Annotated in this window: 17 protein-coding genes; 11 read left to right on the top strand and 6 right to left on the bottom strand. The window is 66.8% G+C overall.

Annotated elements, in window-relative coordinates:
• Positions 1 to 4: 4 nt before the first annotated feature.
• On the bottom strand, positions 5 to 1,468 hold the full coding sequence (locus PCA10_RS14800) for a flavin monoamine oxidase family protein (protein ID WP_016492867.1): 1,464 nt from the start codon (positions 1,466 to 1,468) through the stop codon (positions 5 to 7).
• Between the two features lie 235 nt (positions 1,469 to 1,703).
• Positions 1,704 to 3,044 (bottom strand): MFS transporter, encoded by a 1,341-nt coding sequence (locus PCA10_RS14795; RefSeq protein WP_016492866.1) that lies wholly within the window; start codon positions 3,042 to 3,044, stop codon positions 1,704 to 1,706.
• Between the two features lie 313 nt (positions 3,045 to 3,357).
• Between PCA10_RS14795 and PCA10_RS14790 the strand changes: the two genes are divergently transcribed.
• The 5 genes from PCA10_RS14790 (at position 3,358) to PCA10_RS14770 (ending at position 10,219) form a co-directional block, all read left to right on the top strand.
• Positions 3,358 to 5,331, top strand: a complete 1,974-nt coding sequence (locus PCA10_RS14790) for an alkyl/aryl-sulfatase (protein ID WP_016492865.1) — start codon at positions 3,358 to 3,360, stop codon at positions 5,329 to 5,331.
• A gap of 3 nt (positions 5,332 to 5,334) precedes the next feature.
• Positions 5,335 to 6,030 carry a TetR/AcrR family transcriptional regulator gene (locus PCA10_RS14785; RefSeq protein ID WP_016492864.1) on the top strand — a complete coding sequence of 232 codons (696 nt, stop codon included), beginning with the start codon at positions 5,335 to 5,337 and terminating at the stop codon, positions 6,028 to 6,030.
• A 181-nt stretch (positions 6,031 to 6,211) separates the two neighbouring features.
• Positions 6,212 to 7,642: a phenylacetate--CoA ligase family protein gene (locus PCA10_RS14780; RefSeq protein ID WP_016492863.1), complete on the top strand. Its 1,431-nt coding sequence runs from the start codon at positions 6,212 to 6,214 to the stop codon at positions 7,640 to 7,642.
• 4 nt (positions 7,643 to 7,646) lie between these two features.
• On the top strand, positions 7,647 to 9,104 hold the full coding sequence (locus PCA10_RS14775; RefSeq protein ID WP_016492862.1) for an acyl-CoA reductase: 1,458 nt from the start codon (positions 7,647 to 7,649) through the stop codon (positions 9,102 to 9,104).
• A 53-nt stretch (positions 9,105 to 9,157) separates the two neighbouring features.
• Positions 9,158 to 10,219 carry an NAD(P)-dependent alcohol dehydrogenase gene (locus PCA10_RS14770; protein WP_016492861.1) on the top strand — a complete coding sequence of 354 codons (1,062 nt, stop codon included), beginning with the start codon at positions 9,158 to 9,160 and terminating at the stop codon, positions 10,217 to 10,219.
• 220 nt (positions 10,220 to 10,439) lie between these two features.
• Here the strand turns inward: PCA10_RS14770 and PCA10_RS14765 are convergent, their stop codons facing one another.
• The 4 genes from PCA10_RS14765 to PCA10_RS14750 are packed head-to-tail and all read right to left on the bottom strand — an operon-like array spanning position 10,440 to position 16,375.
• Positions 10,440 to 11,216, bottom strand: coding sequence for an SDR family NAD(P)-dependent oxidoreductase (locus PCA10_RS14765; protein WP_016492860.1), 777 nt, complete (start codon positions 11,214 to 11,216; stop codon positions 10,440 to 10,442).
• The gene (locus tag PCA10_RS14760; protein ID WP_016492859.1) at positions 11,216 to 12,400 is read right to left on the bottom strand and encodes an acetyl-CoA C-acyltransferase; all 1,185 of its coding nucleotides are present in this window, start codon (positions 12,398 to 12,400) and stop codon (positions 11,216 to 11,218) included. Before PCA10_RS14760 ends, PCA10_RS14765 begins: the two co-directional genes overlap by 1 nt.
• Before the next feature lie 25 nt (positions 12,401 to 12,425).
• Positions 12,426 to 14,537 carry a 3-hydroxyacyl-CoA dehydrogenase NAD-binding domain-containing protein gene (locus tag PCA10_RS14755; protein WP_016492858.1) on the bottom strand — a complete coding sequence of 704 codons (2,112 nt, stop codon included), beginning with the start codon at positions 14,535 to 14,537 and terminating at the stop codon, positions 12,426 to 12,428.
• 35 nt (positions 14,538 to 14,572) lie between these two features.
• Positions 14,573 to 16,375, bottom strand: a complete 1,803-nt coding sequence (locus tag PCA10_RS14750) for an acyl-CoA dehydrogenase (RefSeq protein ID WP_016492857.1) — start codon at positions 16,373 to 16,375, stop codon at positions 14,573 to 14,575.
• A gap of 203 nt (positions 16,376 to 16,578) precedes the next feature.
• On the opposite strand from PCA10_RS14750, the gene PCA10_RS14745 reads away from it, so the two are divergent.
• The 6 genes from PCA10_RS14745 (at position 16,579) to PCA10_RS14720 (ending at position 26,629) form a co-directional block, all read left to right on the top strand.
• Positions 16,579 to 17,721: an acyl-CoA dehydrogenase family protein gene (locus PCA10_RS14745; protein WP_016492856.1), complete on the top strand. Its 1,143-nt coding sequence runs from the start codon at positions 16,579 to 16,581 to the stop codon at positions 17,719 to 17,721.
• Between the two features lie 240 nt (positions 17,722 to 17,961).
• A complete protein-coding gene (locus PCA10_RS14740) occupies positions 17,962 to 20,643 on the top strand; it encodes a LuxR C-terminal-related transcriptional regulator (RefSeq protein ID WP_016492855.1) in 2,682 nt (893 codons plus the stop codon).
• 607 nt (positions 20,644 to 21,250) lie between these two features.
• Positions 21,251 to 22,396, top strand: coding sequence for an acyl-CoA dehydrogenase family protein (locus PCA10_RS14735; RefSeq protein ID WP_016492854.1), 1,146 nt, complete (start codon positions 21,251 to 21,253; stop codon positions 22,394 to 22,396).
• A 32-nt stretch (positions 22,397 to 22,428) separates the two neighbouring features.
• Positions 22,429 to 23,568, top strand: coding sequence for an acyl-CoA dehydrogenase family protein (locus PCA10_RS14730; RefSeq protein ID WP_041770763.1), 1,140 nt, complete (start codon positions 22,429 to 22,431; stop codon positions 23,566 to 23,568).
• Between the two features lie 73 nt (positions 23,569 to 23,641).
• Entirely contained in the window at positions 23,642 to 25,459 is a 1,818-nt protein-coding gene (locus PCA10_RS14725; protein ID WP_016492852.1) for an SDR family oxidoreductase, read from the top strand.
• Positions 25,460 to 25,522: 63 nt separating this feature from the next.
• Complete coding sequence (locus PCA10_RS14720) at positions 25,523 to 26,629, top strand: thiolase C-terminal domain-containing protein (protein WP_016492851.1); 1,107 nt, start codon at positions 25,523 to 25,525, stop codon at positions 26,627 to 26,629.
• The last annotated feature ends 50 nt before the right edge of the window (positions 26,630 to 26,679 follow it).

Genomic DNA, 26,679 nt, shown 5'->3' with positions numbered 1-26,679 from the left:
CGTGTCAGCCGAGCAGTTCGCGGGTTCTCATTGCCGCCTTGCCGCCCGCGCCGATGGCGCCATCGATGAAGCCGCGCCAGCCTTCGCCGTGGTCGCCCTGGCCGAACACCACGCGGCCACGGTCCTTCTGGAAGTGGTCGTAGTACTTGCCCAGCCAATTGGGCTTGTAGCTGCAATAGGTGCCCTGGGAGTACGGGTCCAGGGTCCATTCGTAGCCGTAGCATTCCTCCACTTCCAGGTCCGGGTAGAAGGTGCTGACCACCGCTTGCACGGCGTCGCGGTCCTGGATGTCGAGCTTGGCCGGGTCGGCGCCGAAGCCGACGAAAATGCTGTGGTCCTCGGCCTTGGCGTAGGTGACCAGCAGGTTCAGTGGATGGTCCGAGCCGGCAACGCCCAACCGCTTGCCATCGCCCGGCAGCTTGCCTTTGGTCCGCATGAACACCTTGATTCCGCTGCCGGAGTGTTTTTCCTTCGCCGCTTCCACCAGGGCCGGGTCGAGGGCGGGGCTGAAGGCGATGCGCGGGAGTACGTTCATCGGTACCGCGACTATCACCGCAGCGGCCTTGATGGTGTCTCCCTGCTGGGTGGTCACCAGCACCCGCTCGCCCTGTTCCACCACTTTGGTCACCGGGGTGGACAGGCGAATTTCCGGTTTGCCCTCGTCGACCATGGCGTTGATCAGGCTGATGGTGCCGTCCTTGAAGCTGTAGCGGCCCAGGGCATCGACGAAGGCCGTCATGTTCCACCCCGGCAGCGACCACCAGCGCGCCACGTCGGCATAGGACGCGCGATCACTGGTGGTGTGCGCGATGCCGGCCACATAGGCATCGAGGAAGTTGCGCTGCAGCGGCGTGAGCTTCAGCTGGTTGAGGCGATCGGCGCCGCTCATGGCGTCGACCGCGAGCAGGTCGGCCCAGGTGTACTTGGCGTCGTAGGGGCGTTCCCAGAGCTTCGGGGCTTCGCCAAAGTATTCCTTCACCGCCTTGGCAATGGCGATGAAGTCGTCGAGGGTGGGCTCGATGGCCTTGCCTTCGTGAATGATGCGCACGGTCTGCGCTTGCTCGGCGAAGGGCTCGGGGGTTTCCTTGAGCTTGAGGCCGTAGCGCTGCACCTCGGCCCAGACGAAGGGCTGGGTCCAGTGGATCCAGGTGCCGCCCAGCTCGATCTTGTGGCCTGCGAATTCGCTGCTGAAGGTGCGTCCGCCGAGACGGTTGCGCGCTTCGAGGATCAGCGTCCGGTAGCCGTTCTTCATGCTGTCGCGGGCGGCGGTCACACCGGCGAAGCCGCCGCCGATGACCACCACGTCGTAGTCGCAGTCGTCGAACTTGCCGGTGGCCGCGCGCTTGTCGGCCGTCGCTGCGGCCAGGGCGGCGTTGCCGGCCATCGCCACGGCACCCGTCGCGCCGACGACACCGGCATTGCGCAGGAATTTACGGCGGCTGACGCCGTCACTCTGCATTTCAACCATTTCCACACCTCTGAGCTTGTTGTAATGCCATGGGGGCAATTGCCGGCCAACATGCCAGAGGCTGGCGTGGCTCCGATTGCCAGGTCACGCCAGGGTTTTGCCATTGGGTGCCAATGTCGTAATGGTGGAGGCATGGACGAGGGGCCGTAGGATGGGTTGAGCCTGCGATACCCATCAATCCGAACCGCATGGGTATCGCTTCGCTCAACCCATCCTACGGTCGATCCTCCTGGGATTACGTGCCTTCGGCCGGACGCGCTGCGGCAAGCCTCCTGGCCGGGATGCCGATCAGCAGCAACAAGCTGCCGATCACCAGCAGCAGGGCGATCAGGTCTAAAGCCAGGTAGAGGCTGCCGGTGGCGGTCTTCACCGCGCCTACCGCCGACTGGCTGAGCACGCCGGCCAGGTTGCCGATGCTGCTGATGATGGCGATGCCGCCGGCCGCGCCGGATCGGCTCAGCAGCGCGGGCGGCACGGTCCAGAACAGCGGCATGGCGGAGAGCGCGGCCGCGGCGCCGAGAGTGGTCACCAGCACGGAGGCCACCAGCTGGCCCTGGACGAGGTCCAGCAGGAAGAAACAGCTGGCGGCCACCAGCATGGTCAGGCCCAGGTGCCAGCGGCGTTCCATGTGGCGGTCGGAACTGCGGCCCAGCAGGTACATGGCGCACAGGCCGCCGAGGAAGGGCAGGGCGGTCACCAGGCCGATCTGCTTCAGGTCCTCCATGCCGAAGCCGCGCACCAGGGTCGGCAGCCAGTAGGACACGGTGTTGGCGGCGCTGTAGATGCAGAAACACACCAGCCCGGCGACGTAGAGCAACGGGTCGCGCAGCGCGCCACGCAGGCCCTGGTGAGCCTGGGTGGCGACGGTTTCCTGGGCCAATACCTGCTGGATCTGCTGCTTCTCGTCGTCATCCAGCCAGGTGGCCTGTTCGGGGCGGTCGGTCAGCCAGTAGCGGCCGATGATGCCCAGCACAACCGCCGGCAGGCCGGTGAGGACGAACAGCACCTGCCAGTCGCGCAGCCCCATCCAGCCGTGCAGGTGGGACATGATGGCGCCGGACAGCGGGCCGCAGATCATCCCGGCGACCATGGCCGCCATGAAGAACGAGGCGGTGATGCGGCCACGCATTGCCGCCGGGAACCAGTAGGTGAGGTAGAGAATGAGGCCGGGGAAGAAGCCGGCCTCGGCCACCCCGAGCAGGAAGCGCGCGACGATCAACTGGCTGGGGGTGGTGACGAAGGCCGTGGCCACGGTGATCAGGCCCCAGAGGATCATGATCCGCGTCAGCGTCGCCCGTGCTCCCACCCGCTGCATATAGAGGTTGCTCGGCACTTCGAAGAGGATGTAGCCCAGGTAGAAGATGCCGGCGCCGATGCCGTAGGCGGCGTCGCTCAAGGCGATGTCTTCGGCCATGCGCAGCTTGGCGAAGGAGAGGTTCAGCCGATCGATGGCATTGATGATGAACGCCAGCATGAGGAACGGCATGAGCCGCCAGACCAGCTTGCCGTACAGGCGCTTCATCGTGAGAGGGGATGCGGCCGTGGCCGCCGGGAAGGGTTGGATGGCATCGCTCATGGAAGCGCTCCTGGGTCGCCTGATTGTTCTTGTTGTTGGGGCCTCGGCGGGCCGCTGGGCGAGTATAGGGAGGGGCGGACGGTGCAATGTTCCGTATTCAGATGGGTATCCAACTGTTTGATTTAAAATGGGAAACCCTGAATCTACAGGGCGCCCGAAGCCGCGATTCCGGCTTTCGCTCCGTAGGGTGGATGACGCTCTTCTCATCCACCAGCGGTGCTGCCGGCCCCCTCCAAGGGAGGGGGGGGCTTTCGGCACCGCTGGGGCATAACCGCAACAGAACAATTACTGGCCGTGCCTATCAGGACTCCTCATGCGTTTCTCAATTGCCGCTCTCGCCATTGCCGTTTCCCTGTTCAGCGCCATGACCTGGGCCGCCGACGGCACGCCGTCCGCGCCTGCCAAGGCCGCCAGCGCCACGACCGCCGACGCCAACCGCGAGATGCTGCACAAGCTCCCGTTCGCCGACCGCGCCGACTATGCAGCCGCCCGCCGTGGACTGGTGGCCGCCTTCGAAGGCGAAGTGCGCAACGCCGAGGGCAAGGTGGTGTGGAATACCCATGCCTACGACTTCCTCAAGCGCGAGGACGCCCCGGATACGGTAAACCCGAGCCTGTGGCGCCAGGCCCAGCTCAACGCCAGTGCCGGTCTGTTCCAGGTGGCCGAAGGGTTGTACCAGGTACGCGGCATCGACCTGGCGAACATGACCATCATCGAGGGCGAGGACGGGCTGATCCTCATCGACCCGCTTTATGCCACGGAGACGGCGAAGGCCGCCCTGGAACTCTACTACCAGCACCGTCCGCGCAAGCCGGTGGTGGCGATCATCTATTCCCATAGCCACGTCGACCATTTCGGCGGCGTGCGTGGCGTGGTCGACGAGGCCGACGTCAAGGCCGGCAAGGTGCGCATCTACGCCCCGGACGGCTTCATGGAGCACGCCATCCAGGAGAACGTGCTGGCCGGTACCGCCATGTTCCGCCGCGGGATGTTCCAGAGCGGCGGCACCGTGCCGAACAACGAGCGTGGCCAGGTGGATGCCGGGATCGGCAAGGGCGCTCCCATGGGCGGCACCATCAGTCTGATCGCGCCCACCGACCTGATCGTGAAACCGCTGGAAACCCATGAGATCGCCGGGGTTCAGGTGGAATTCCAGCTCACCCCCGGTACCGAGGCGCCGGCGGAAATGAACCTCTATCTGCCGCAGCTGAATGCGCTGTGCATGGCGGAGAACGCCGTGATGACCATGCACAACGTCCTCACCCCGCGTGGTGCCGAAGTGCGCGACGCCAAGGCCTGGTCGCGATTCATCGATGACAGCCTGGTGCGCTACGGCGACAAGGCGCAGGTGATGTTCGCCTCGCACAACTGGCCGACCTGGGGCGGTGAAGGCATCCGCACGCTGCTGGCCGACCAGCGCGACATGTACGCCTACGTCAACAACCAGACCCTGCACCTGCTCAACCAGGGGCTGACGCCGCTGGAGGTCGCCGAAGCCGTCAAGAAGCTGCCCGGCGAGCTGGATCGCACCTGGTACGCCCGTGGCTACTACGGCACCCTGAGTTTCAACACCCGCGCCGTGTACCAGCGCTACATGGGCTTCTACGACGGCAACCCGGCCAACCTGAACCCGCTGCCGCCAGTGGAGTCCGGCAAGCACTACGTCGAAGCCCTGGGTGGGGCCGACAAGGTCCTGGAGCTGATGCGTACCGCGATGGACAAGGGCGACTACCGCTGGGCCGCCCAGCTCGGCAACCACCTGGTCTTCGCCGATCCGGAGAACAAGGCCGCCCGCGACGCCCAGGCCGACGCCCTGGAGCAGCTGGGCTACCGCAGCGAGTCCGCCATCTGGCGCAATATCTACCTGACCGGCGCCAAGGAACTGCGTGTTGGCGCGCCGCAACAGGGCGGCAGGGCCATCGAGGACCTGGTGCGAGCGGCGACCCCGGCCATGTTCATGGACGTGCTGACGGTGCGCCTGGATTCGGACAAGGCCGTGGGCCATGACATGACCCTCAACTGGAACTTCGACGATCTCGGCCAGGACTTCGCCCTGACTCTACGCAACGGCGTGCTGACCTATCGCGAGAATGCCAGCCATGCCAAACCGGATGCCACGGTGACGATGAGCAAGGCCGTGCTCGATAGCATCAGCCTGCGCCAGCTTGATTTCCCCACCGCGCTGAAACAGGGCGACATCAAGCTCGAAGGGGATGCCGCGCGCTTTAAGGCGCTGCTCGGCATGCTCAGCAGCTTCCAGCCTACCTTCAACATCGTGACCCCCTGACCCATGACGCGCAGGGCTGGCATTTCCCCCCGAGGCACGCTCGCCAGTGACGACGCCCTGCGTGTGGAGGTGCCGGCCCGGCCGCGCAAGCTGCCGAAGCAGGCGCGCTCGGTCGCGCTGGTCGACGCCCTCAAGGCGGCCGGGCGCGAGATTGTCGAGCGGGAAGGGCGGGAGGCGCTGTCCATCTATCGCCTGTCCGACTACTCGGGGGTGGCGATCAGCTCGATCTACGAATACTTCCCCACCATCGAATCGCTGATCGGCGCCATTTTCGACGACTACCGCGCCGCTGCCCGCCTCGAGGCGATTGCCGGCATCCACGCGCTGCCGCCCTCGGCTCGGCTGTACGACGGCATCGAGGTGGTGTTGCGCACCGGGCTCGGCGCCCTGCATCGCTGGATGCAGATCGACTCGCAGCTCAGCATCAAGACGGCCTACTACGGTGAGCTGGTGCGCCTGGAGATCGTCAAGCCGGAGCGCTTCTGGATCAGCGTGGTGATTCCCGCCCTGGTGGAGCGCTTTTCCGACGAGGTCCTGGTGCGTGATCGGGAGAAGGCCGGCTTCCTCGCCTACCAGGCGGTGACCGCCTTGCCTCGTGCGTTGCTGATCGAAAAACCCGAGTACCTCGTGCAGGACGACACGGTTCGCCTGCTGGCGCGGATGCTCCACGCGCTGCTGACCACCACGGATGCGGAATAGCCGTTTCAGATGCTCCGCTATCTGGATAAAAGGGTTTTTATATCAGTGGTTTAGAGTTGGTCTGATGGTCGCGGAATCCGGAAATGATTTCGTCCTTTCGCCCCCTAAACTGGCCCTGCCATGTAGGCCTTCCCCAGCGAGAAGGCCAGGTGCGATTGGGTGAATCCGAGGAGAGCGTCCCGTGACAAGAACAAGAGAAGAACAGGTCGAACTGCTGTTGACCGATCCGGTCGGGCTGGCCGACCACTCGCTGCAGTGCTGGGTACAGATGCCGCGCGCCGAGGTCGATGAACTCCAGCTGGCGGGCCTGAAACGTCGCTTCGCCGAGATGCGTGAGCGCATTCCGGTACTGAAGAAACTGGCCGATGCCGAGGGCGTGGAGTGCGTCGAGCGACTGGACGATGTGGTGCCGCTGCTGTTCGAGCACACCATGTTCAAGTCCTATCCGCCGTCGCTGCTGGAGAAGAACAACTTCGCCGCCATCAACAAGTGGCTCGGCAAGCTGGTGACGCCAGAGCTGGCAGAACAGATCGCGGCCGTCGACGTCAGCGCCTGCAAGGGCCTGGACGACTGGTTCGAGACCATGGACCGGGAAATCCCCGAGCTCTGCCTCTGCCACACCTCGGGCACCTCCGGCACGTTGTCGTTCCTGCCCTGCGGCGTGCGCGAATTCGAGAAGGCCGCCCAGGTGCGCAGGCTCCATGCCTGGAACATGACCGGGCCGGACACCCCGGACCCGCAAATGCACACCGCCTACCCGTACTACGCCAAGGGCTACCTGAGCCACCTGCGGGGTACCGCGGCGCTGGCCCGGACCCTGCTGCCGGACCCGTCGCATTTCCACGCGGCCTATCCGACCACCCTGTCCAGCGACGTGCTGCACCTGGGCGCCAAGCTGCGCGCGGCCCAGGCCAAGGGCACCCTGGATCGCCTGGTGATCGCGCCCGAACTGCTGGCCAAGAAGAAGGCCTTCGACCGGCAGCAGGCGGACATGCCGCAGCACCTGGCAGCGTTCTTCGACGAGATCGCCAACCGCCTCAAGGGCAAGCGTGTGTACGCCAGCGGCACCTGGAACCTCCTGCACAACATGGCCAAGGCCGGTCTGGAACTGGGTCTGGAAGGTGTGTTCCACCCGGACTCCTTCATCTCCACAACAGGCGGCGCCAAGGGGGTGGTGCAACCGGAAGGCTGGCGCGAGGAGGTCATGCGCTTTACCGGCGTGCAGGAACTGCACGAGTCCTACGCCATGTCGGAGGTGGTCAGCGGTTCGCACATGCGTTGCGCCGAAGGCAACTACCACTTCGCCCACACCGTGATTCCCTTCGTGCTCGACCCGGAAACCAGCCGGCCGCTGCCCCGCCAGGGCCGACAGACCGGCCGCGCGGCGTTCTACGACCTGGGCGCCGAATTCCACTGGGGCGGGTTCATCACCGGCGACGAGATCACCGTCGAGTGGGAGCAACCCTGCACCTGCGGCAATCCCAGCCACTATGTGGTGGGCGCGATCCAGCGCTACAGCGAGAAGAACGGCGGCGACGACAAGATCACCTGCGCCGCGACCGAACAATCCCATCGCGAGGCGATGGACTTCCTCAACACCCTGGAGGGCTGAAGCCATGACCCATCCCATCGCGCCCTTGGTGATCCGCGGCGAAGTCATCACCGACAACCTGATCGAAGTGGGTGGCCGTGGCGGCGACCTGGCCTTCCTCACCCCGGACGCGCACCAGTACATCGACCGCCTGCCCCTGGGTAACCCGGCGAAGCTGGCCGACCTCTACGCACTGAGCTTCGAGGACATACTCGATTACTGCGTCGCCCTCGGCGAACGCCTGGAGTTCAGCAAGAACGCCTATCTGCAGGAAGCCTGCGAGCTGTCCTACCGGACGGCGCCCACCACCCCGACCATCGTTCGGGCCTCCTACATGGGCCTGCAGCACCTGCTGTCCCGCGAGCTCATCACCGAGATGGTGGAGAGCACCGTGGGCGTGAAGTACCTGGAAGGCTGGGTGCCGCAGACCCTGCTCGACGGCACCGAGCTGGAAGTGCGCTGCTTCGGCGCGCGCACCTTGCATATCGTCGCCGGCAACGCCGTGGCCCTGTCGCTGTGGACCATCGTGCGCAACATGGTTCTGCGCAGCGACGCCATCATCAAGGCGCCCTCCAACGATCCCTTCACCGCCCTGGCCATTGCCCGCACCATGATCGACATGGCGCCGGACCACCCGCTCACCCGGCATCTGACGGTGGCCTACTGGAAGGGTGGCGACCAGGCGCTGGAGCAGCGCCTGTACCAGCCGCAGAACCTGGAGAAGATCGTCGCCTGGGGCGGCTTCGCCTCGATCAAGCACGTGACCCGCTACATCCAGCCGGGCCTGGAACTGATTTCCCTGGACCCGAAACGCAGCGCCAGCATCATCGGCAAGGACGCCTTCGCCAACGAGGCGAGCATGCGCGATGCGGCGGTGCGCCTGGCCTCCGACATTGGCGCCATCAACCAGAAAGGCTGCGTCTGCGCCCGCACCGTCTATGTGCAGTCCGGCACCGACGAGGAGGGCCTGGAGCGCCTGAACGCCTTCGGCCGCTACGTCTACGACGCCATGCTCGGCCTGCCCAACAGCCTCAGCACCGCGCCCCGGTCCTACGACCGTAACCTCAAGGCCCACGTCGACGCGCTGCGCCTGGATGACGAGTGGTACCGGGTGATCGGCGGCCAGGACGGGGAGGGCGCCATCATCTGCTCGCAGATTCCCGAGCCGGTGCCCTTCGCCACCCTCCTGGACGACCGCACCGCCAACCTGGTGCCGGTGGACGAGCTCAGCGAGATGCTCGACGCCGTGGATGCCTACACCCAGACCGTGGGCGTGTACCCGGAAAGCATCAAGGACCAGCTCAAGGATGTGCTGCCGCTCTATGGCGCCCAGCGCATCGTTTCCCTCGGCTATGCGGCGGCGATGAAGTTCGCCGCGCCCCAGGACGCCATCGAGCCGCTGCGGCGCATGGGCAAGTGGATCTCCAACCAGATCGCCTCCCCGGAAACCACGCCGGCGCCCTGGCTGCGCCCTTCACTCTGAAACGCCGCGCCCCGCTGCGGCGGGGCGCTTCATCACCCTTGGAGGAATCCGCCATGACTATCTGTATCGGCTACGGGGCCCAGGAAGCCCACGCGGCACTGGAACCGCTGAGCTTCGAGCGCCGCGCCCTGCGCGACGATGACGTCGCCATCGACATCGCCTACTGCGGCGTCTGTCACTCGGACATGCACTACGTCCACAACGACTGGAACAGCACCCGCTTCCCCTGTGTGCCCGGCCACGAAATCGTCGGCCAGGTCACCGCTGTCGGCCCGGCCGTGACCCGCCACCGGGTGGGCGACCGGGTCGCGGTCGGCTGCATGGTCGACAGCTGCCAGCACTGCGACGCCTGCGAAGCGCACCAGGAGCCTCATTGCAGCCACGGCATGACGCCCACCTACAACGGCCTGGATCGCATCAGCGGCACGGTGAACTACGGCGGCTACGCCCAGCACATCGTGGTGCGCGAGCAGTTCGTGCTGCGCATGCCCGAGGCGTTGGACCCGCGCTTCGCCGGGCCGCTGCTGTGCGCCGGCATCACCGTGTGGACGCCGCTGCGCGAACATGGCGTGAAGGCCGGTACCCGCCTGGCCGTGGTCGGCCTCGGCGGGTTGGGTCACATGGCGGTCAAGCTGGGGGGCGCCCTGGGCGCCGAGGTCACCGTCATCACCACCTCGCCGGGCAAGGCCGACGACGCCAGGGCGCTCGGCGCGCACCATGTGCTGCTGTCCACCGACCCGCAGGCGATGAAGGATGCGGCGAGCTCGTTCGAGCTGATCCTCGACACCATTCCGCGCAAGCACAACGTCAATCCCTACCTGATGCTGCTGGGCCGCCACGGCAAGCTGGTGCTGGTGGGCGCGCTGGAGCCGCTGGAGCCGATCCACGGTGCGCTGCTGGCCATCAATAACCGCTCCATCGCCGGCTCGCTGATCGGCGGCCTGGCCCAGACCCAGGAACTGCTGGACTTCTGCGCCGAACACCAGGTGCTGCCGGACTGCGAGATGATCCGCATCCAGGACATCAACACCGCATTCGAGCGCATGGAGAAGAACGACGTGAAATACCGCTTCGTGATCGACATGGCGTCGTTGAAGGAGGAGGGCGGCGCCTGATCGGTGCGTGATTGCGGGATCGCGCGCAAACGCCGGTGCGCACGGCGCACCCTACGTAGGGTGTGCCACACCCATCGATCGCGCCGTGGCGTTGGATCGTAGGGTGCGCCATGCGCACCGATTGCAGTTCGTAGGGTGGACCACGCTTCACCGGTCCACCAATCGAGGCCCGGTATGGCGCCGTTGGTGGATGGAAAAAGCGCCATCCACCCTACGGTAGCTACAGGCTACCCACCAACTGCCCGCCATCCACCGCCAGCACCGCGCCGGACATGTAGGCGCCGGCTTCGCTGGCCAGCAGCAGGAAGGGGCCGTTCAGCTCCTCCAGCCGGCCGAGGCGGCGCATGGGCACCGCTTCGCGGATGTAGGCCTGGCCCTTTGCGCTGTCGAAGTAGGCGTCGTTCATCTCGGTCTTGAAGTAGCCGGGGGCGATGGCGTTGACGCGGATGTGGTAGCGGGCCAGTTCCAGGGCCAGGGACTTGGTCAGCTGGACCACGCCGGCCTTGGCCGCGCAGTAGTGGCTGTAGCCGGTGCCCACCCGCAGGCCGAGCATGGAGGCGATGTTGACGATGCTCCCCGGCCGCTCGGCATGGGCGAGGCGCTGGGCGGCGACCTGGGCCACGCGCCAGACGCCGTCGAGGTTGGTGGCGAGCATGGCGCGCCAGTCCTCTTCGCTGACTTCCAGCACGCGCTGGCCGCTGCCGATGCCGGCATTGTTGAGCACCACGTCCACCGTGCCGAAGGCCGCCTCGGCGGCATCGAAGGCGGCGGCCACGCTGGCGCGGTCGGTGACGTCCATGGCCACCGGCAGGGCTTCGGTGCCGGAACGGCGCAGTTCCTCGGCCAGTTGCTGCAGGCGCTCGACGCGGCGCGCGGCGAGGACAACGCGGGCGCCGGCCTTAGCCGCGACCCGCGCCAGGTGCGCGCCGATACCACTGGAGGCGCCGGTCACCAACACGATGCGGCCGGCGAGGGAGAAGGGGGCGAATACGCTCATCAGAACACCTCGAACAGGCCGGCTGCGCCCATGCCGCCGCCCACGCACATGGTCACCACCACGTACTTCACGCCACGGCGCTTGCCCTCCAGCAGGGCGTGGCCAACCATACGCGCGCCGCTCATGCCGTAGGGGTGGCCGATGGCGATGGCGCCGCCGTTGACGTTGTAGCGCTCGTTGTCGATACCCAGCTGGTCGCGGCAGTAGATCGCCTGGCAGGCGAAGGCTTCGTTCAGTTCCCACAGGCCGATATCGTCGACCTTCAGGCCGTGCTGCTTGAGCAGCTTCGGCACGGCCAGCACCGGGCCGATGCCCATTTCTTCCGGCGCGAGGCCCGCCACGGCCATGCCACGGTAGGCGCCCAGGGGTTCCAGGTTGCGCTGCTCGGCCAGGCGGCCGTCCATCAGCACGCAGGCACTGGCGCCGTCGGACAGCTGGCTGGCGTTGCCGGCGGTGACGCAGCCACCTTCGATCACCGGTTTGAGGGCGCTGAGGTCTTCCAGGCGGGTCTGCGGGCGGTTGCCTTCGTCCTGGGTCAGGGTGACCTGTTCGAAACTGATGGCGCCACTGGCCTTGTCGACCAGTTGCTTGCTCACCGACACCGGCACGATCTCGCACTCGAACAGCCCTGCGCGCTGGGCCGCCGCGATGCGCTGCTGGGATTGCAGGGCGTAGGCGTCCTGGGCCTCGCGGCTGATGCCGTAGCGCTCGGCCACCAGCTCGGCGGTCTGCAGCATCGGCATGTAGGCATGGGGCACGTGGTGCAGGACCTGTTCGTCGTGGTAGCCGCCGACCCATTCCATATGGCGGTTCTGCACCAGGCTGATGTGCTCCTGGCCGGCGCCGATGGTCACGGCCATGCCGTCGACGGTGATCTGCTTGGCGGCGGTGGCGATGGCCATCAGGCCGGAGGCGCACTGGCGGTCGAGGGTCTGGCCGCTGACCGAGATCGGCAGGCCGGCGGCCAGCACGCTCATGCGGCCGAGGTTCCAGCCAGCGGTGCCGGCGGGCATGCCGGTGCCCATGACCAGGTCCTCGATCTCGCTGGCCTCGATGCCAGCGCGCTCCACGGCGGCGCGGATGGCGAAGGCGGCCATGGTGGGCGCGGTGGTGGCGTTGAAGGCACCGCGAAACGCCTTGGCGATGGGCGTGCGGGCGGTGGAGAGGATAACGGCTTCTTTCATGCTCGGATTCCTTGTAAACGCGGGGTCAGAACGGTTCTATGCGGGTCTTGCCGGCGGCCACCAGGCGCTCCAGCAGGGGCGCCGGGGTGAACCACATCTGGCCGTAGTCGCCGAGGGCCTTCTGGTAATGGCGGATACCGGCCAGCACCTTGTCGAGGCCCAGGGTTTCGGCGTAATGCATCGGGCCGCCCAGGTGGCTCGGGAAGCCATAGCCGTTGAGCCACACCAGGTCGATGTCGCCGGCGCGCAGGGCGATGCCCTCATCAAGCAGCTGGATGCCTTCGTTGATCAGCATGAACAGGCAGCGGTCATGGATTTCCTGGTCGCCGATGGGGCGGCGGGGTACGTGCAGTTCGCCGGCCAGGCGTTCGGCCAGGGCCACCACCTCGTAGTCGTCCTGGCGATTACGGCCCTCGTAGGCATAGAAGCCGCGACCGGTCTTCTGGCCGAAGCGGCCCAGGGCGTAGAGCTCGTCGCCCAGGCGGCAGTAGCTTTCGTCGTGGGCGATGGCGGCGCGGTTGGCGTCACGTACCAGGAAGTTCACGTCCACGCCGGCCAGATCCAGCATGCTGAACACGCCCATGTTCAGGTCCAGGCCGGTGAGCACGCCGTCCACCTGGGCCGGGGTGGCGCCTTCCAGCACCAGGCGGTGGGCCTCGCGGGCGTAGGGTTCGAGCATGCGGTTGCCGATGAAGCCGAAGCAGACCCCGGACACCACCGGCATCTTGCCGATGGTCCGGCCCATCTTCAGGGTGGTGGCCAGCACGTCGGGGGCGGTGGCCTTGCCGCGTACCACTTCCAGCAGGCGCATGACGTTGGCCGGGCTGAAGAAGTGCAGGCCGATCACATCCTGCGGGCGGGAGGTCACGGCGGCGATCTGGTCGACATCAAGGGAGGAGGTGTTGCTGGCGAGGATGGCGCCCGGTTTGCACGCGCGGTCCAGCTCGCGGAACACGGCCTGCTTGATCTCCATTTTCTCGAAGACCGCTTCGATCACCAGGTCGACGTCGGCGAGATCCGCGTAGTCGAGGGTGCCGGTGAGCAGGGCCATGCGCTGTTCCAACTGGGCCTCGCTGAGCTTGCCGCGCTTCACGCTGATGCCGTAGTTGTGGCGGATCTGCGCGAGGCCACGGTCCAGGGCATCGCCCTGGCGTTCCAGCAGGGTCACCGGAATGCCGGCATTGGCGAAGTTCATGGCGATGCCGCCGCCCATGGTGCCCGCGCCGATCACCGCGACCTTGGCGATGGTCCGCAATTGGGTGCTGGCGTCGATACCCGGCACCTTGCCGGCTTCGCGCTCGGCGAAGAATACGTGGCGCAGGGCAGCGGACTGGCGCGAGGCTTCAGCCTCCTTGAACAGCGCCACCTCCCGTGCCAGGCCTTCTTCCAGGGGCAGCAGGCAGGCGGCTTCCACCGCCGAGAGCAGCAGGCGTGGTGCCAGACGGCTCTTCCAGCGCGGTTCGTTGTCCTGCCGGAAGCGCGCGAGGAAGTCCTCGGGCAGCCCCTTGGCGGGCTCGGGGAAGGGCACCGCCGGGCGTGCCTGGGCCTGGCCGGCGACCAGTTCGCGGGCGTAGGCGCGGGCTTCGTCCAGCAGCGATTCGGCACTCGGCGCCAGACGATCGAGAATGCCGATGTCCAGGGCTTTCTGCGCGTTGACCGGGGCACCGGAGAGCATCATGTCGAGGGCCGCCTGGGCGCCGATCAGGCGTGGCAGGCGCTGGGTGCCACCGGCGCCGGGGAGCAGGCCGAGGTTGATTTCCGGCAGGCCGACGCGGGTGCCGGGCTCGCCGATGCGGTAGCCGCAGGCCAGGGCCAGTTCCAGGCCGCCGCCCAGTGCCAGTTTGCCGATCGCGGCCACCAGGGGCTTGTCCAGGCGCGTCAGGCGCAACAGCAGGCCGGGGAGGTCGGGGGCGGCGAAGGAGGCCTCGCTGCCGAACTCGCTGATGTCGGCACCGGCGCTGAACAGGCCGCTGCTGCCATGCAGGACGATGGCCTTGACCGCCGGGTCGGCGGCGGCACGCTCGGCGGCTTCCAGGATGGCGGCGCGCAGGGGTTGCCCGAGGGCGTTGACCGGGGGACGGGCGAGGCCGATCAGGGCCAGGTCGCCATCCATCTCAAAAGTGACCAGGGAATTCATGCTGACTCCATTGGGAAAGGCTGAAAGTAGGGGGCTCAGAACCACGAGTCCCGCATGTCGAAGCTGGTGCGGTTGCCGGCCCCCAGCAGGCGCGCCTGGGCATCGACCGAGGCGAGTTCCCAGTCGATGAAGTACCGCGCCGCCTGCAACTTGCCCTGGTAGAAGTCGGCCTCGCTGCCGGTGGCGCCGGCGGCCAGGGCGCGGCTGGCCACCAGGGCCATGCGCAGCCACAGCCAGCCCACCAGTACGCGGCCGAACAGGTCGAGGTAGACGGTGGCGTTGGAAAGGCCGAGGTTGGGGTCGGCGGCGACCTGGCCCAGCAGGTTCTCGGTAACCTCCTGCAGCCGGTCCAGGGCCCCCGCCAGAACGTAGCCCAGGGCGGCGCAATGATCATCGCGAGCGGCTTCCCGCAAGGCCCCGCGCACTTGTTGCAGGAACAGGCGGTAGCCCGCGCCACCGTTCTGTTGCAGCTTGCGGCCCAGCAGATCGAGGCCGTGGATGCCCTCCGTGCCTTCGTGAATGGGGTTGAGGCGGTTGTCGCGGTAGTACTGCTCCAGGGGGTACTCACGGATGTAGCCGGAGCCGCCGAGGACCTGGATTCCGATATCGGAAGCGATGACGCAGTACTTCGAGGGGTAGGACTTGACCATGGGGATCAGCAGGTCGAGCAGCTCGCCGGCCTCGCGCCGCGCCGTTTCCTCCGGCGCGGTGTGGGCGTCCTCGAACAGGCTGCTGGCGTACAGGCACAGCGCCAGGCTGCCTTCGGCGTAGGCCTTCTGCTGCAAGAGCATGCGCCGCACGTCGGCGTGCTCGATGATCCGTACCTGGGGCGCCAGCGGGTCCTTGGCGCCGGGCAGGCGGCCCTGGGGGCGTTCGCGGGCGTAGTCGAGGGCGTGGATGAAGCTCTGGTAGGCCAGGGAGGAGGCGCCCAGGGCCACGCCGATGCGCGCCTCGTTCATCATCTGGAACATGTAGGACAGGCCCTTGCCGGCCTCGCCCACCAGGTAGCCGACCGCCCCTTCGTGTTCACCGAAGCTGAGCACGGTGGAGGTGGTGTTGCGGTAGCCGTGCTTGTGCAACAGGCCGGCCAGGGCCACGTCGTTGCGCGCGCCGAGGCTGCCGTCCGGGTTGACCAGGAACTTCGGCACCAGGAACAGCGAGATGCCACGGGTGCCGGCCGGCGCGCCGTCGAGGCGGGCCAGCACCATGTGCACGATGTTCTCGGTCAGCTCGTGGTCGCCGCCGGAAATGAACATCTTCTGCCCGCTGATGCGGTAGCTGCCGTCGCCGGCGGGGCGGGCGCTGGTGCGCAGGTCGCCGAGGGCGGAACCCTGGCCGGGCTCGGTCAGGGCCATGGTGCCGCTGAAGCGGCCGTCCAGCATCGGCGGCAGGAAGCGCTGGCGGAGCTCTTCGCCGGCGAAGCTCTTCACCAGGTTGGCCGCGCCGATGGTCAGGAAGGAGTAGGCCACCGTGGCGATGTTGGCCGCGTTGAAGTAGGCCATGCTGGCCCGCAGGATGACTTCCGGCAGCTGCAGGCCGCCGTCGGCGGCGTCGTGGTGGGCGGCGAGGAAGCCGGCTTCGGCGAAGGCATCCCAGGCGACCTTGGTTTCCGGGATCAGGCTGATCGTCCGGCCATCGAAGGTCGGCTCATTGGCGTCGCCCTTCTGGTTGTGCGGGGCGAAGTACTCGGCGGCGATTCCGCGCGCGGTCTCCAGGGTGGCGTCGAACACGGCGCGATCGTGTTCGGCGTAGCGCGGACGCTGGAGCAGGGCCTCGGTGTCCTGCAGCTCGTAGAGCTGGAAGCTCAGTTCGCGTTCGTTCAGCAGCGAATCGGTCATTTCGTTCTCTTGTGCTACCAGGGGAAATGGGCCATGCCAGTAGAACGAAATGCGTGAGGCCGTTCCCCACCCCATTGGAGTGGGAGTGGTCGCCGCCTACCCGCTTCGAGGGGGCAGCGGAGGGCGCCGGCGACCTAAGGTGGCGTCAAGGGCGCCCGAGTCGAGGACGCCAGCAATCGCCAACCGCATCCAGGGGTATCCGCATGATTCCGCGCACGCTGTTCGACCACGAACACGAAGAATTCCGCAACACCGTCCGCCGTTTCCTGGCCGAGGAGTGCACGCCGTTCCACGAGCAGTGGGAAGAAGACCACCTCGTACCCCGTGAAATCTGGCAGCGCGCCGGCGAGCTGGGCATGCTCAATGCCACCACCCCCGAGGCCTACGGCGGCCTGGGCCTGGACCGGCGTTTCTCGGTGATCGCGGTAGAGGAGGTGGCCCGTGCCGGGCTCTCCGGTCTGAACGGCTTCAACGTGCACGATATCTGCGCCGGCTACTTCATCAACTTCGGCACCGAGGAGCAGAAGCTCCAGTGGCTGCCGAAAATGGCCAGTGGCGAGGCCATCGCCGCCGTGGCCATGACCGAGCCCGATACCGGCTCCGACCTGCAGGCGGTGAAGACCCGCGCGGTGCTGGAGGGTGACGAGTACGTCATCAATGGCGCCAAGACCTTCATCTCCAACGGCACCAACAGCGACATAATCGTGGTGGTGGCCAAGACCGGGAACAGCGGCAAGGGCTCCCGGGACATTTCCCTGATCCTGGTGGAAGCCGACCGGGCTGGCGTGAGCAAGTCCAAACCGCTGCGCAAGGTCGGCCTGCATGCCCAGGACACCACCATGGTGTTCTTCGAGGACGTGCGCGTGCCCAAGGCCAACATCCTTGGCGGCGAGGCCGGCCAGGGCTTCTACCAGCTCATGAAGGAGCTGGCCTGGGAACGCCTGAGCATCGGCATCCTTGCCGTCGCCGCGAGCCAGGCGGTGCTGGAGCAGACCATCGACTACACCCGTGAGCGCAAGGCGTTCGGCAAACCGATCATCGAGTTCCAGAACTCGCGCTTCAAACTGGCGGACATGAAGACCGAGATCGCCCTGGGGCAGACCTATGTCGACCGCTGCATGGAGCTGTTGCTGGAGCACGGACTGACCCCGGAAGCGGCCGCCGCGGCCAAGCTCTGGTGCACCGAGCTGTACTCGAAGGTGGTGGACCAGTGCGTGCAGTTGCATGGCGGCAACGGCTACATGCTGGAGTACCCGGTGGCCCGTCATTACCTCGACAGCCGGGTCAACCGCATCTACGGCGGCGCCAACGACATCATGCGCGAGCTGGTGGCGCGGACCCTCTGAGGCCCGCCCTGGCATAGGCTTCCCCCTCGGTTGGAGGGGGGAAGCCCCCCCGTTTACCCTCCACCATGCATGCTCGCGATCGGAAGCCAGCCCGCCTGGCACCGACCTGTACTGACCTTCGGCTATTTTTGGGGGAAAATCCGCCGATCGCCGGGGGAGCTCAGCCACACTGATTCCGCCCGTGCAGCGCTGGCTCGCTGCGTTGGACAGGCGACCTGTGAATCGGAGACCGGTCTGGACATGCATACCGACAAATTGCTCGTATCGACGAAATTCGCTCCACCGCGCATTGGCACCCAGACCATCCTGCGCCAGCGCCTGCTGGAGGAGCTGCAGCGCATGGCGCAATGCCGCGTGGGCCTGGTCACCGGCAGTCCCGGCTTCGGCAAGACCACGCTGCTGGCCCAGTGGCGCCAGGAGATGATGCGTTCCGGCGCGGATGTCGCCTGGCTGTCGCTGAGCGCCGACGACAAGCACCTGGCGATTTTCTTCGCCTATATGCGCGGCGCGCTGCAGCGCCTGGGCATCCCCCTGGACAGCGGCATTCCGCCGGAAGGGGCGCGCCCCGAGTTCATCGATGAGGTGGTGGCGGCCATCGTCGACGGTGCCGCCGGCATCAACAAGGAACTGTTCCTGGTCATCGACGACTACCAGCATGTGGTCGACCCGCGTTCCCACCAGCTGATGCAGAAGCTGCTGGACCACAGTCCGGACAACCTGCACTACGTGATTTCCTCCCGCGTGGGGCCGCCGCTGAGCTTCAGCCGATTGCGCCTGAGCGGCCAGCTGGTGGAACTCGATTGCGCGGAATTGCCCTTCGACCTGGCGGAAACCCGCGCCTTCCTCGAACACAACCTGGCGGCCATGAAGCTCAGCCCCGAGGAGTTGCACCAGATCCACCAGCTCACCAGCGGCTGGCCGGCCACCCTGCAACTGGTGGTGATTCTGTTGCGCAGCGATCCCGAGGCCCGCAGCACCTTGCGGGAAATGGGCTGGCGCTCCGACGACCTGCAGAGCTACCTGGCCGAGAACGTCATGGCGCATCTGCCACCGGACCTGGTGGCGTTCATGGAGGACATCAGCATCTGCCGGCGCTTCAACGCCTCCCTGGCGGAGGCCGTCACGGGGTGTGCGCCGGCCCAGGCCATGCTGAAACGGCTGGACGAGGAGAATCTGCTGATCTTCCGCGTGGAGGCCGACGACCGCCAACCCTGGTACCGCTTCCACGCGCTGTTCGCCGACTTCCTCGCCACGCGGCTCGCCCGCCGTGACAACGCGGCCCAGAACGAACTGCACCGCCGCGCCGCGCGCTGGTTCGCCGAGCGCAAGCTGCTGGCCGAAGCCGTGCGGCATGCGACCCTTGCGGGTGACCTGGGCTATGCCGTGGAGGTGATCGAACAGGCCGCTCCGGCGACCTGGAGCCTGGACCAGTTGAGCCCGCTCCTGCGCCTGCTCGACCGCCTGCCCCAGGACATCCTGTTCTCCAGGCCACGCCTGTTCTTCCTCGGTTGCCTTGCCTACGCACTGACCGCCCGGCCGGCCAAGGCCGAGGCCTGGCTGGAGCAGTTCCAGCGCAGCGGCGCGGCGCAACAGGCCGATGTGGCCTATCGCCTGCCGCTGGTGCAGGCGGCCATCGAGGTCCAGCACGACCGCACCGAGCCGATCATCGACCTGCTGAAAGACTTCCAGGCGCTGCCGGATGACTACTCGGTAACGCGGCTCGGCGCGCCGGCGTTGCTGGCCATCGCCTATCTGGCGGCCGGCCGTATGGAAGAGGCGTTGCAGTGCCTCGACGCCAGTGTCATTCCCGACGCCGAACGGGATGCGGAAATGGCCCTGGTGGCAGAAGGGGCGCGTACGCTCTGTTACCTGCAGGAGGGGCGGATGCTGGAAGCGGAACGCATCGGCTCGGCGCAACTGGCCCGCGCCGTGGCGGTACATGGGCACCGCTCCGCCAGCGCCTACCTCGGCGCGGCCACCCTGGCCGACGTCTATCGCGAGCTGGACCGCTCCGACGAGGCGCGGGAGGTGCTGGCCAATCGCAGCGGCCTGCTGCAATGGGCCATGCCCGACACCATGCTGCGGGCGACCATCTGCCGGGCGCGGCTCGACCTGCTGCAGGATTCCACCGCCGTCGCCATGGGCTTCCTGGAGCGCCAGGAGCGGCACTTCCGCAATATCGGCCAGGACCGCGCGCTGGCGCATTGCCTGGTGGAGCAGGCGCGCATCGCGCTGCTGGAGAGCGATCGCGCCGGGGCCGCCGAGCGCGTTGGCCGGCTGGAAACCCTGGCGCTCAAGCACCGGGATTCCCTTGGTTTCCAGGCGGACATTCCGGCCATGGCCGCGCTGGCTCGGGCGCGCCTGCTGCTGGCCACCAACTACCCGGACAAGGCACTCAACGACCTGGAGGTCCTGCGCGACTACGCCACGGGCTATCGACGCGGTCAGTTGCTGGTCAAAAGCCAGCTGCTGATGGCCATCGCCCAGGCCGACCTGCTGCAACCGGAACGGGCGGACGCGCACCTGCTGGCGGCCCTGGCCCAGGGCAGGCAGCTGGGGCTGGTCCGCACCTTCCTCGATGAAGGCGAGGTGCTGCGCAGGATGCTGGCGGCCCTGGCCGGCAAACCCGTACCCGAGGAGGAGGGCGCCTACCTGGCCCAGCTGCTCGAACGCTTCGGCTCCGGCCCCACCGAGCGCGCCGGGCAGTCTTCTGCCGAGGGCGCGCCCTCCATGCTCACCCCGCGCGAGCTGGCCATCCTCCAGCTGATCAGCCAGGCGATGTCCAACAAGCGCGTGGCCCTGACCCTGAACATTTCCCTGGAAACGGTGAAATGGAACCTGAAGAACATCTACGTCAAGCTCGGCGTGTCCAGCCGCTACGACGCGGTGTCCTGGGCGCGCAAGCACGGCCTGATCGAGTGACACGCCCCCGCCGTAGGGTGGAAGACGCTCTTTTCATCCACCAGCGGTGCGCACCTGTAGGAGCGAATTCATTCGCGAAGGACGGCGCAGCCGTCCCGTAGGATGGTGCGGGCGGCATTCCGCTAGAGCGCAGCGAAACCCATCGGCGCCAACCAACAGCATGGGTATCGCAGGCTCAACCCATCCTACAACTGCGCCGTGCCGCAGCCGCCCCGTAGGATGGTGCGGGCGGCGTTCCGCTAGAGCGAAGCGAAACCCATCGGCTCCAACCATCAGCATGGGTATCGCAGGCTCAACCCATCCTACAACCGCGCCGTGCCGCAGCCTGCGCGTAGAGCGGGTTCTCCGAAGGCGAAATCACCAGCGAAACGAAGGCCAGGCGCGTTGCGTGGACGCGCCTTGCGCTCCGTCCGCTGGCATTTCGCAAGCCCAGTCTAGGGGCGCCGCCCACCCGCGCCACCACCCCCGGCGAGGGGTCTGGCGCAGTGGCCGATGGCATTTCCCATCCCCCCCTCCCTGAGGGGGCTGCCCCCCTGATAGCTCCTCCTATGATCGAGCCAGAACCGCCGCAACGACGGTGGAAGGATTGACCCGAGGAGAACCCCGAATGATTCCGCGTACCCTTTTCGATCATGAGCACGAGGAGTTTCGCAGTACCGTGCGACGCTTCCTGGCCGAGGAGTGCGCTCCCCAGCTGGAACAGTGGGAAGAGGATCATCGGGTACCCCGTGCCATCTGGCAGCGCGCCGGTGAGCTGGGCATGCTCAACGCCACCACTCCGGAAGCCTATGGCGGCTTGGGGTTGGATCGCCGCTTCAGCATGGTCGCCACCGAAGAGATCTACCGGGCCGGGCTCGCCTCCGGGCTGATCGGCTTCGGCGTCCACGACATAGTCGCCGGCTACCTGGTGAACTTCGGCAACGAAGAGCAGAAACAGACCTGGCTGCCGAAGATGGCGGCAGGGGAAGCCATCGGCGCGGTGGCCATGACCGAGCCGGATACCGGCTCCGACCTGCAGGCGGTCAAGACCCGCGCGGTGCTGGACGGTGACGAGTACGTCATCAACGGCGCCAAGACCTTCATCTCCAACGGCACCAACTGCGATCTGGTCGTGGTGGTCGCCAAGACCGGCAACACCGGCAAGGGCGCCCAGGACATCTCGCTGATCCTGGTGGAGGCCGACCGCGCCGGCTTCAGCAAATCCAAACCGTTGCGCAAGGTCGGCCTGCACGCCCAGGACACCACCATGCTGTTCTTCGAGGACGTGCGCGTACCAAAGGAGAACGTCCTGGGCGGCGTGCCGGGCCAGGGCTTCATCCAGCTGATGAGGGAATTGGCCTGGGAGCGCCTGTCCATCGCCATCAGCAGCGTCGCCGGCGCCCAGGCGGTACTGGAAAGTACCCTGGACTACACCAAGGGCCGCACGGTGTTCGGCAAGCCGATCTTCGCCTTCCAGAACACCCGCTTCAAATTGGCCGACCTGAAGATGCAGCTGGCGGTTTCCCAGAACTATGTCGACCGCTGCATGGAGCAATGCCTGGCGCACAGCCTCACGCCCGAGGCGGCGGCCTCCGCCAAGCTCTGGTGTTCCGACCTCTACACCAAGGTGGTGGACGAGTGCGTCCAGCTCCATGGTGGCAACGGCTACATGCTCGAGTACCCGGTTGCCCGCCACTACCTCGATCACCGCGTGCTGCGCATCGCCGGCGGCGCCAACGACATCATGAAAGATCTGGTCGGGCGCACGCTCTGAGCCGGGCCCTTGAGGAAATCGCAATGGAATACCTGATCCCCCGTACCCTGTTCAGCCCCGAGCACGAAGAGTTCCGCCGCGCCGCCCGCCGCTTCGTGGAAGAAGAAGTGGCGCCGTTCCACGCCCAGTGGGAGAAGGACAAGTGCGTCCCCCGCGAGGTCTGGCGCAAGGCCGGCGAGATGGGCATGTTGCTGCCCTCCATGCCGGAGGAATACGGCGGTCCGGGTGCCGACCAGCTGTTCGACGTGGTGTTCGCCGAGGAATTCATGCGCGTCGGCGCCACCGGCCTGATCGGCTTCGGCGTGCACGGCCTGGTGGCCAACTACATCCTCAACTACGGCACCGAGGCGCAGAAGCACGCCTGGCTGCCGAAGATGATCGCGGGCGAAGCGGTGGGCTCCATCGCCATGACCGAGCCCAACACCGGCTCCGACCTCCAGGCGGTGCGCACCCGCGCCGTGCGCGAGGGTGACGAGTACGTCCTCAACGGCTCCAAGACCTTCATCTCCAACGGCGCGTCCTGCGACCTGGCCCTGGTGGTGTGCAAGACCGGCAGCAGCGGCGGCGCCAAGGACATCTCCATCGTCATCGTCGAGAAGGAACGCGCCGGCTTCGGCCGCTCGCAGCCCCTGGAGAAGATCGGCCTGCACGCCCAGGACACCAGCATGCTGTTCTTCGACGACTGCCGCGTGCCGGTGGAGAACGTGCTGGGTGGGGAGGAGGGCAGGGGCTTCTACCAGCTCATGCACGACCTGGCCTGGGAACGCATCATCGGCGCCGTGGGCTTCCAGGCCCAGGCCGAGGCGGCCCTGGAACAGACCATCGAATACACCCGCACCCGCATGGTCTTCGGCCAGCCGGTGCTGGATTTCCAGAACTCCCGCTTCACCCTGGCGCAGCTCAAGACCGAAGTGCAGATCGGCCGTTCCTGGATCGACAGCTGCCTGGAGCTGCTGCTGCGTGGCGAGCTGACCTCGGAAACCGCCGCCGTGGCCAAGTACTGGACCGCCGAGCTGAGCAGCCGGGTGGTGGACGCCTGCCTGCAGCTGCATGGCGGCAACGGCTACATGACCGAATACCCCATCGCCCGCCTGTACCTGGATACCCGGGGCAACCGCATCTGGGGCGGCACCAACGAAATCATGAAGGAAATCATCGCCCGCACCCTGTGAGGGCGACCTGCAAAACAGCTGCGGCCACAGCGCGCCGCGATAACAACCATCTCTTCAGGAGAGGAGCACCAACGTGTCTCAAGAAATTCGCTTCGACGGCAAAGTCGCCATCGTCACCGGCGCCGGCAACGGCCTGGGCCGCGCCCATGCCCTGCTGCTGGGTTCCCGTGGTGCCAAGGTGGTGGTCAACGACCTGGGGGTCACCACCGAAGGCCTGGGCAGTTCTTCCGCCGCGGCCGACGCCGTGGTCGCCGAGATCCGCGCCCTGGGCGGCGAGGCGGTGGCCGACTACCACTCGGTGACCGAGGGCGAGAAGATCGTCGCCACCGCGCTGGAGAACTTCGGCACCGTCGACATCCTGATCAACAACGCCGGCGTCCTGCGTGACACCTCCTTCCACAAGATGACCGAGGAGCAGTGGGACCTGATCCAGGACGTCCACGTGAAGGGCGCCTTCCGCCTGACCCACGCCGTCTGGCCGATCATGCGCGACAAGGGCTACGGCCGTATCGTGATGACCGCCTCCGGCGCCGGCATCTTCGGCAACTTCGGCCAGTGCAACTACGCCACCGCCAAGTCCGGCCTGATCGGCTTCACCAACGCCCTGGCCATCGAGGGCGCGAGCAAGAACATCCGCGTCAACACCATCGCCCCGATCGCCGCCTCGCGCATGGTGATCGCCAGCGGCATCTTCCCGGAAGAGCTGCACGCCAAGCTGAAGGTGGAGGACGTCGCACCGCTGGTAGGCTGGCTGTGCAGCGAGGAATGCCAGGACACCGGCGGCCTGTTCGAGGTCGGCGGCGGCTTCCACGCCAAGTACCGCTGGGAGCGTTCCCATGGCCGCTTCCTGCACACCGACTCCCTGAGCCCGGAACTGGTGCGCGAGAACTGGGAGCGCATCACCCGCTTCGACGAGCACAGCGTGCACCACGCCAATGGCGGTGAAGGCTTCAAGGAACTGTTCGAGCGCATGGAATCCCGTGCCATTGGCGGCAACCAGTACGTGGACATGGAAGTCGCGGCCAACGCCGTGGCGACCCTGGAAACCGAGTACACCCAGACCGACGCCGCGCTCTACGCCCTGGCCGTGGGCGCCGCCAAGGACCCGCTGGATCGCACCGAGCTGCTCTACATCAACGAGTTCAAGGGCGAGGAGTTCCGCGTGCTGCCGACCATGGCGGTGCTGCCGGCGACCCAGGTGTTCCTCAAGGCGATCCTCGCCGGCAAGCCGACCCTGGAAGGCCTGGAGCTGCCGTTCGCCAAGGGCCTGCACGGCGAGCAGTACACCGAGATGTACCGCCCGCTGCCGCCCAAGGCCAAGCTGAAACACACCATGCGTCTCAAGGAAGCACTGGACAAGGGCAAGAGCTCCGTGAGCGTGCTGGAAATCCACACCACCGACGAGCAGGGCACGCCGCTCTACTACAACGAGTTCACCAGCTTCTACACCGGCACCCCGGGCGCTGGCCTGAAGCGTGTGGCGAGCGTACCGGCCACTCCGCTGCCGGAACGTGAACCCGATGCGGTGATCGCCGAGCAGACCGATGTGAACCAGGCGCTGCTGTATCGCCTGTGCGGTGACTGGAACCCGATGCACGTGGACCCGGACTACGCCGCCAAGGCTGGCTACGACAAGCCGTTCCTGCATGGCCTGTGCACCTTCGGCTATGCCGGGCGCCATGTGATCAAGGCGTTCTGCAACAACGATTCGCGCCTGTTCAAGAGCATCCGCGTGCGCTTCGCCGCCATCGTGATGCCAGGCGACACCCTGGAGACCCGCATGTGGCGTGAATCGCCGACCCGCGTGATCTTCGAGACCCGCGCCGTCGAGCGTGACGTGGTGGTGCTCAAGGGCGGCTCGGTGGAGATCTTCGAGCAAGTGCCGGCCTGACCCCTTGGCCACCTGCCGCTCCCGAGCCCCGGGAGCGGCAGCTTTCTATTCCAGGAGAGCACGATGCAACGTTGCGTCAATGTGATTGGCGTCGGCATGTCCCCCTTCAGCCCGGCCTCGCTGCGCCGCGAGCCGACCGCCCTGGTCGGCGAGACGGTACGGCGGGCACTGGCGGACGCCGGATTGTCCGCCGGAGAGATCGGAACTGTCTTCGCCGCTACGGGCCTGATGGACGGTGGGACCCTGCAGCGTGCTCTCGAGCCCATCGGGCTCGGACCGGTACCGCTGTTGCGCCTACCGACGAGCGCGGCGGACAGTCGCGCACTGATGTTCCAGGCCTGCCGGGCCATCGAACTGGGGCAGGCCGAGTGTGCGCTGGTACTGGGCGTACAAGATGCGCCGGCGTCGCTGCCGGGCGCGAACGGCGTCCTTGGGCAGCTCGGGGCCACGGCACGGGAATACATGGCGCGCTACCGGACCCGACGGGAAACCTTCGCCATGGTCGCGGTCAAGGCGCGCCAGCATGCCCAGTTCAATCCCGAGGCGGTCCTCAACCAGGCGTTGTCCCTCGACCAGGTGTTGGAGGCCCCGCTGATCGCCGAACCCCTGACCCATCCGCAGTTCGCCTGGCCGTCCTGCGGGGTGGCCGCGGTCGTGCTCTGCTCCGACGAGTTCGCCCGGCGCCGGGCCAGCGGGCCCAAGGTGCGAATCATCGCCCAGGCGCAGGTGACCCCCGCCCAGGTGAATCTCGTGCCGGGCTCGACCTTCGCCGCCGTCGGCTACGAGAACAACGTCGCGGCCGCCCGCGACCTCTACGAGCAGGCGGGCTGGGGGCCGCAGGATGTGGGCGTGTGTGAGCTGCACGACAGCAGCACCCTGGCCGAACTGCTGCTCTATGAAGCCCTGGGCTTGTGCGGCGAAGGCAGTGCCGAGAAGCTGGTGGAGGATGGCGACAACACCTACGGCGGCAACCTGGTGGTCAACCCGTCCGGCGGCTTGCTGTCCCTTGGGCAAGCGCCGACGGTGAGCGGCCTGGCACAATGCATCGAACTGGTCAGCCACTTGCGCGGCAGCGCCGGCCCGCGCCAGGTCACCGATGCACGCATTGCCCTGCAGCACCAGGTGGGCACGGATGGTACGGTGCTGGCCACTCTCTATCAGCGCGAATGAACCATGGGCGCTAGCAGCGCCGAACGAGAACAATGCAAAGGGTGGAACAC

This window comes from Pseudomonas resinovorans NBRC 106553 (assembly GCF_000412695.1).
GTDB classification, from domain to species: domain Bacteria; phylum Pseudomonadota; class Gammaproteobacteria; order Pseudomonadales; family Pseudomonadaceae; genus Metapseudomonas; species Metapseudomonas resinovorans_A.
This window is presented reverse-complemented; position numbering and strand designations above follow the sequence as displayed.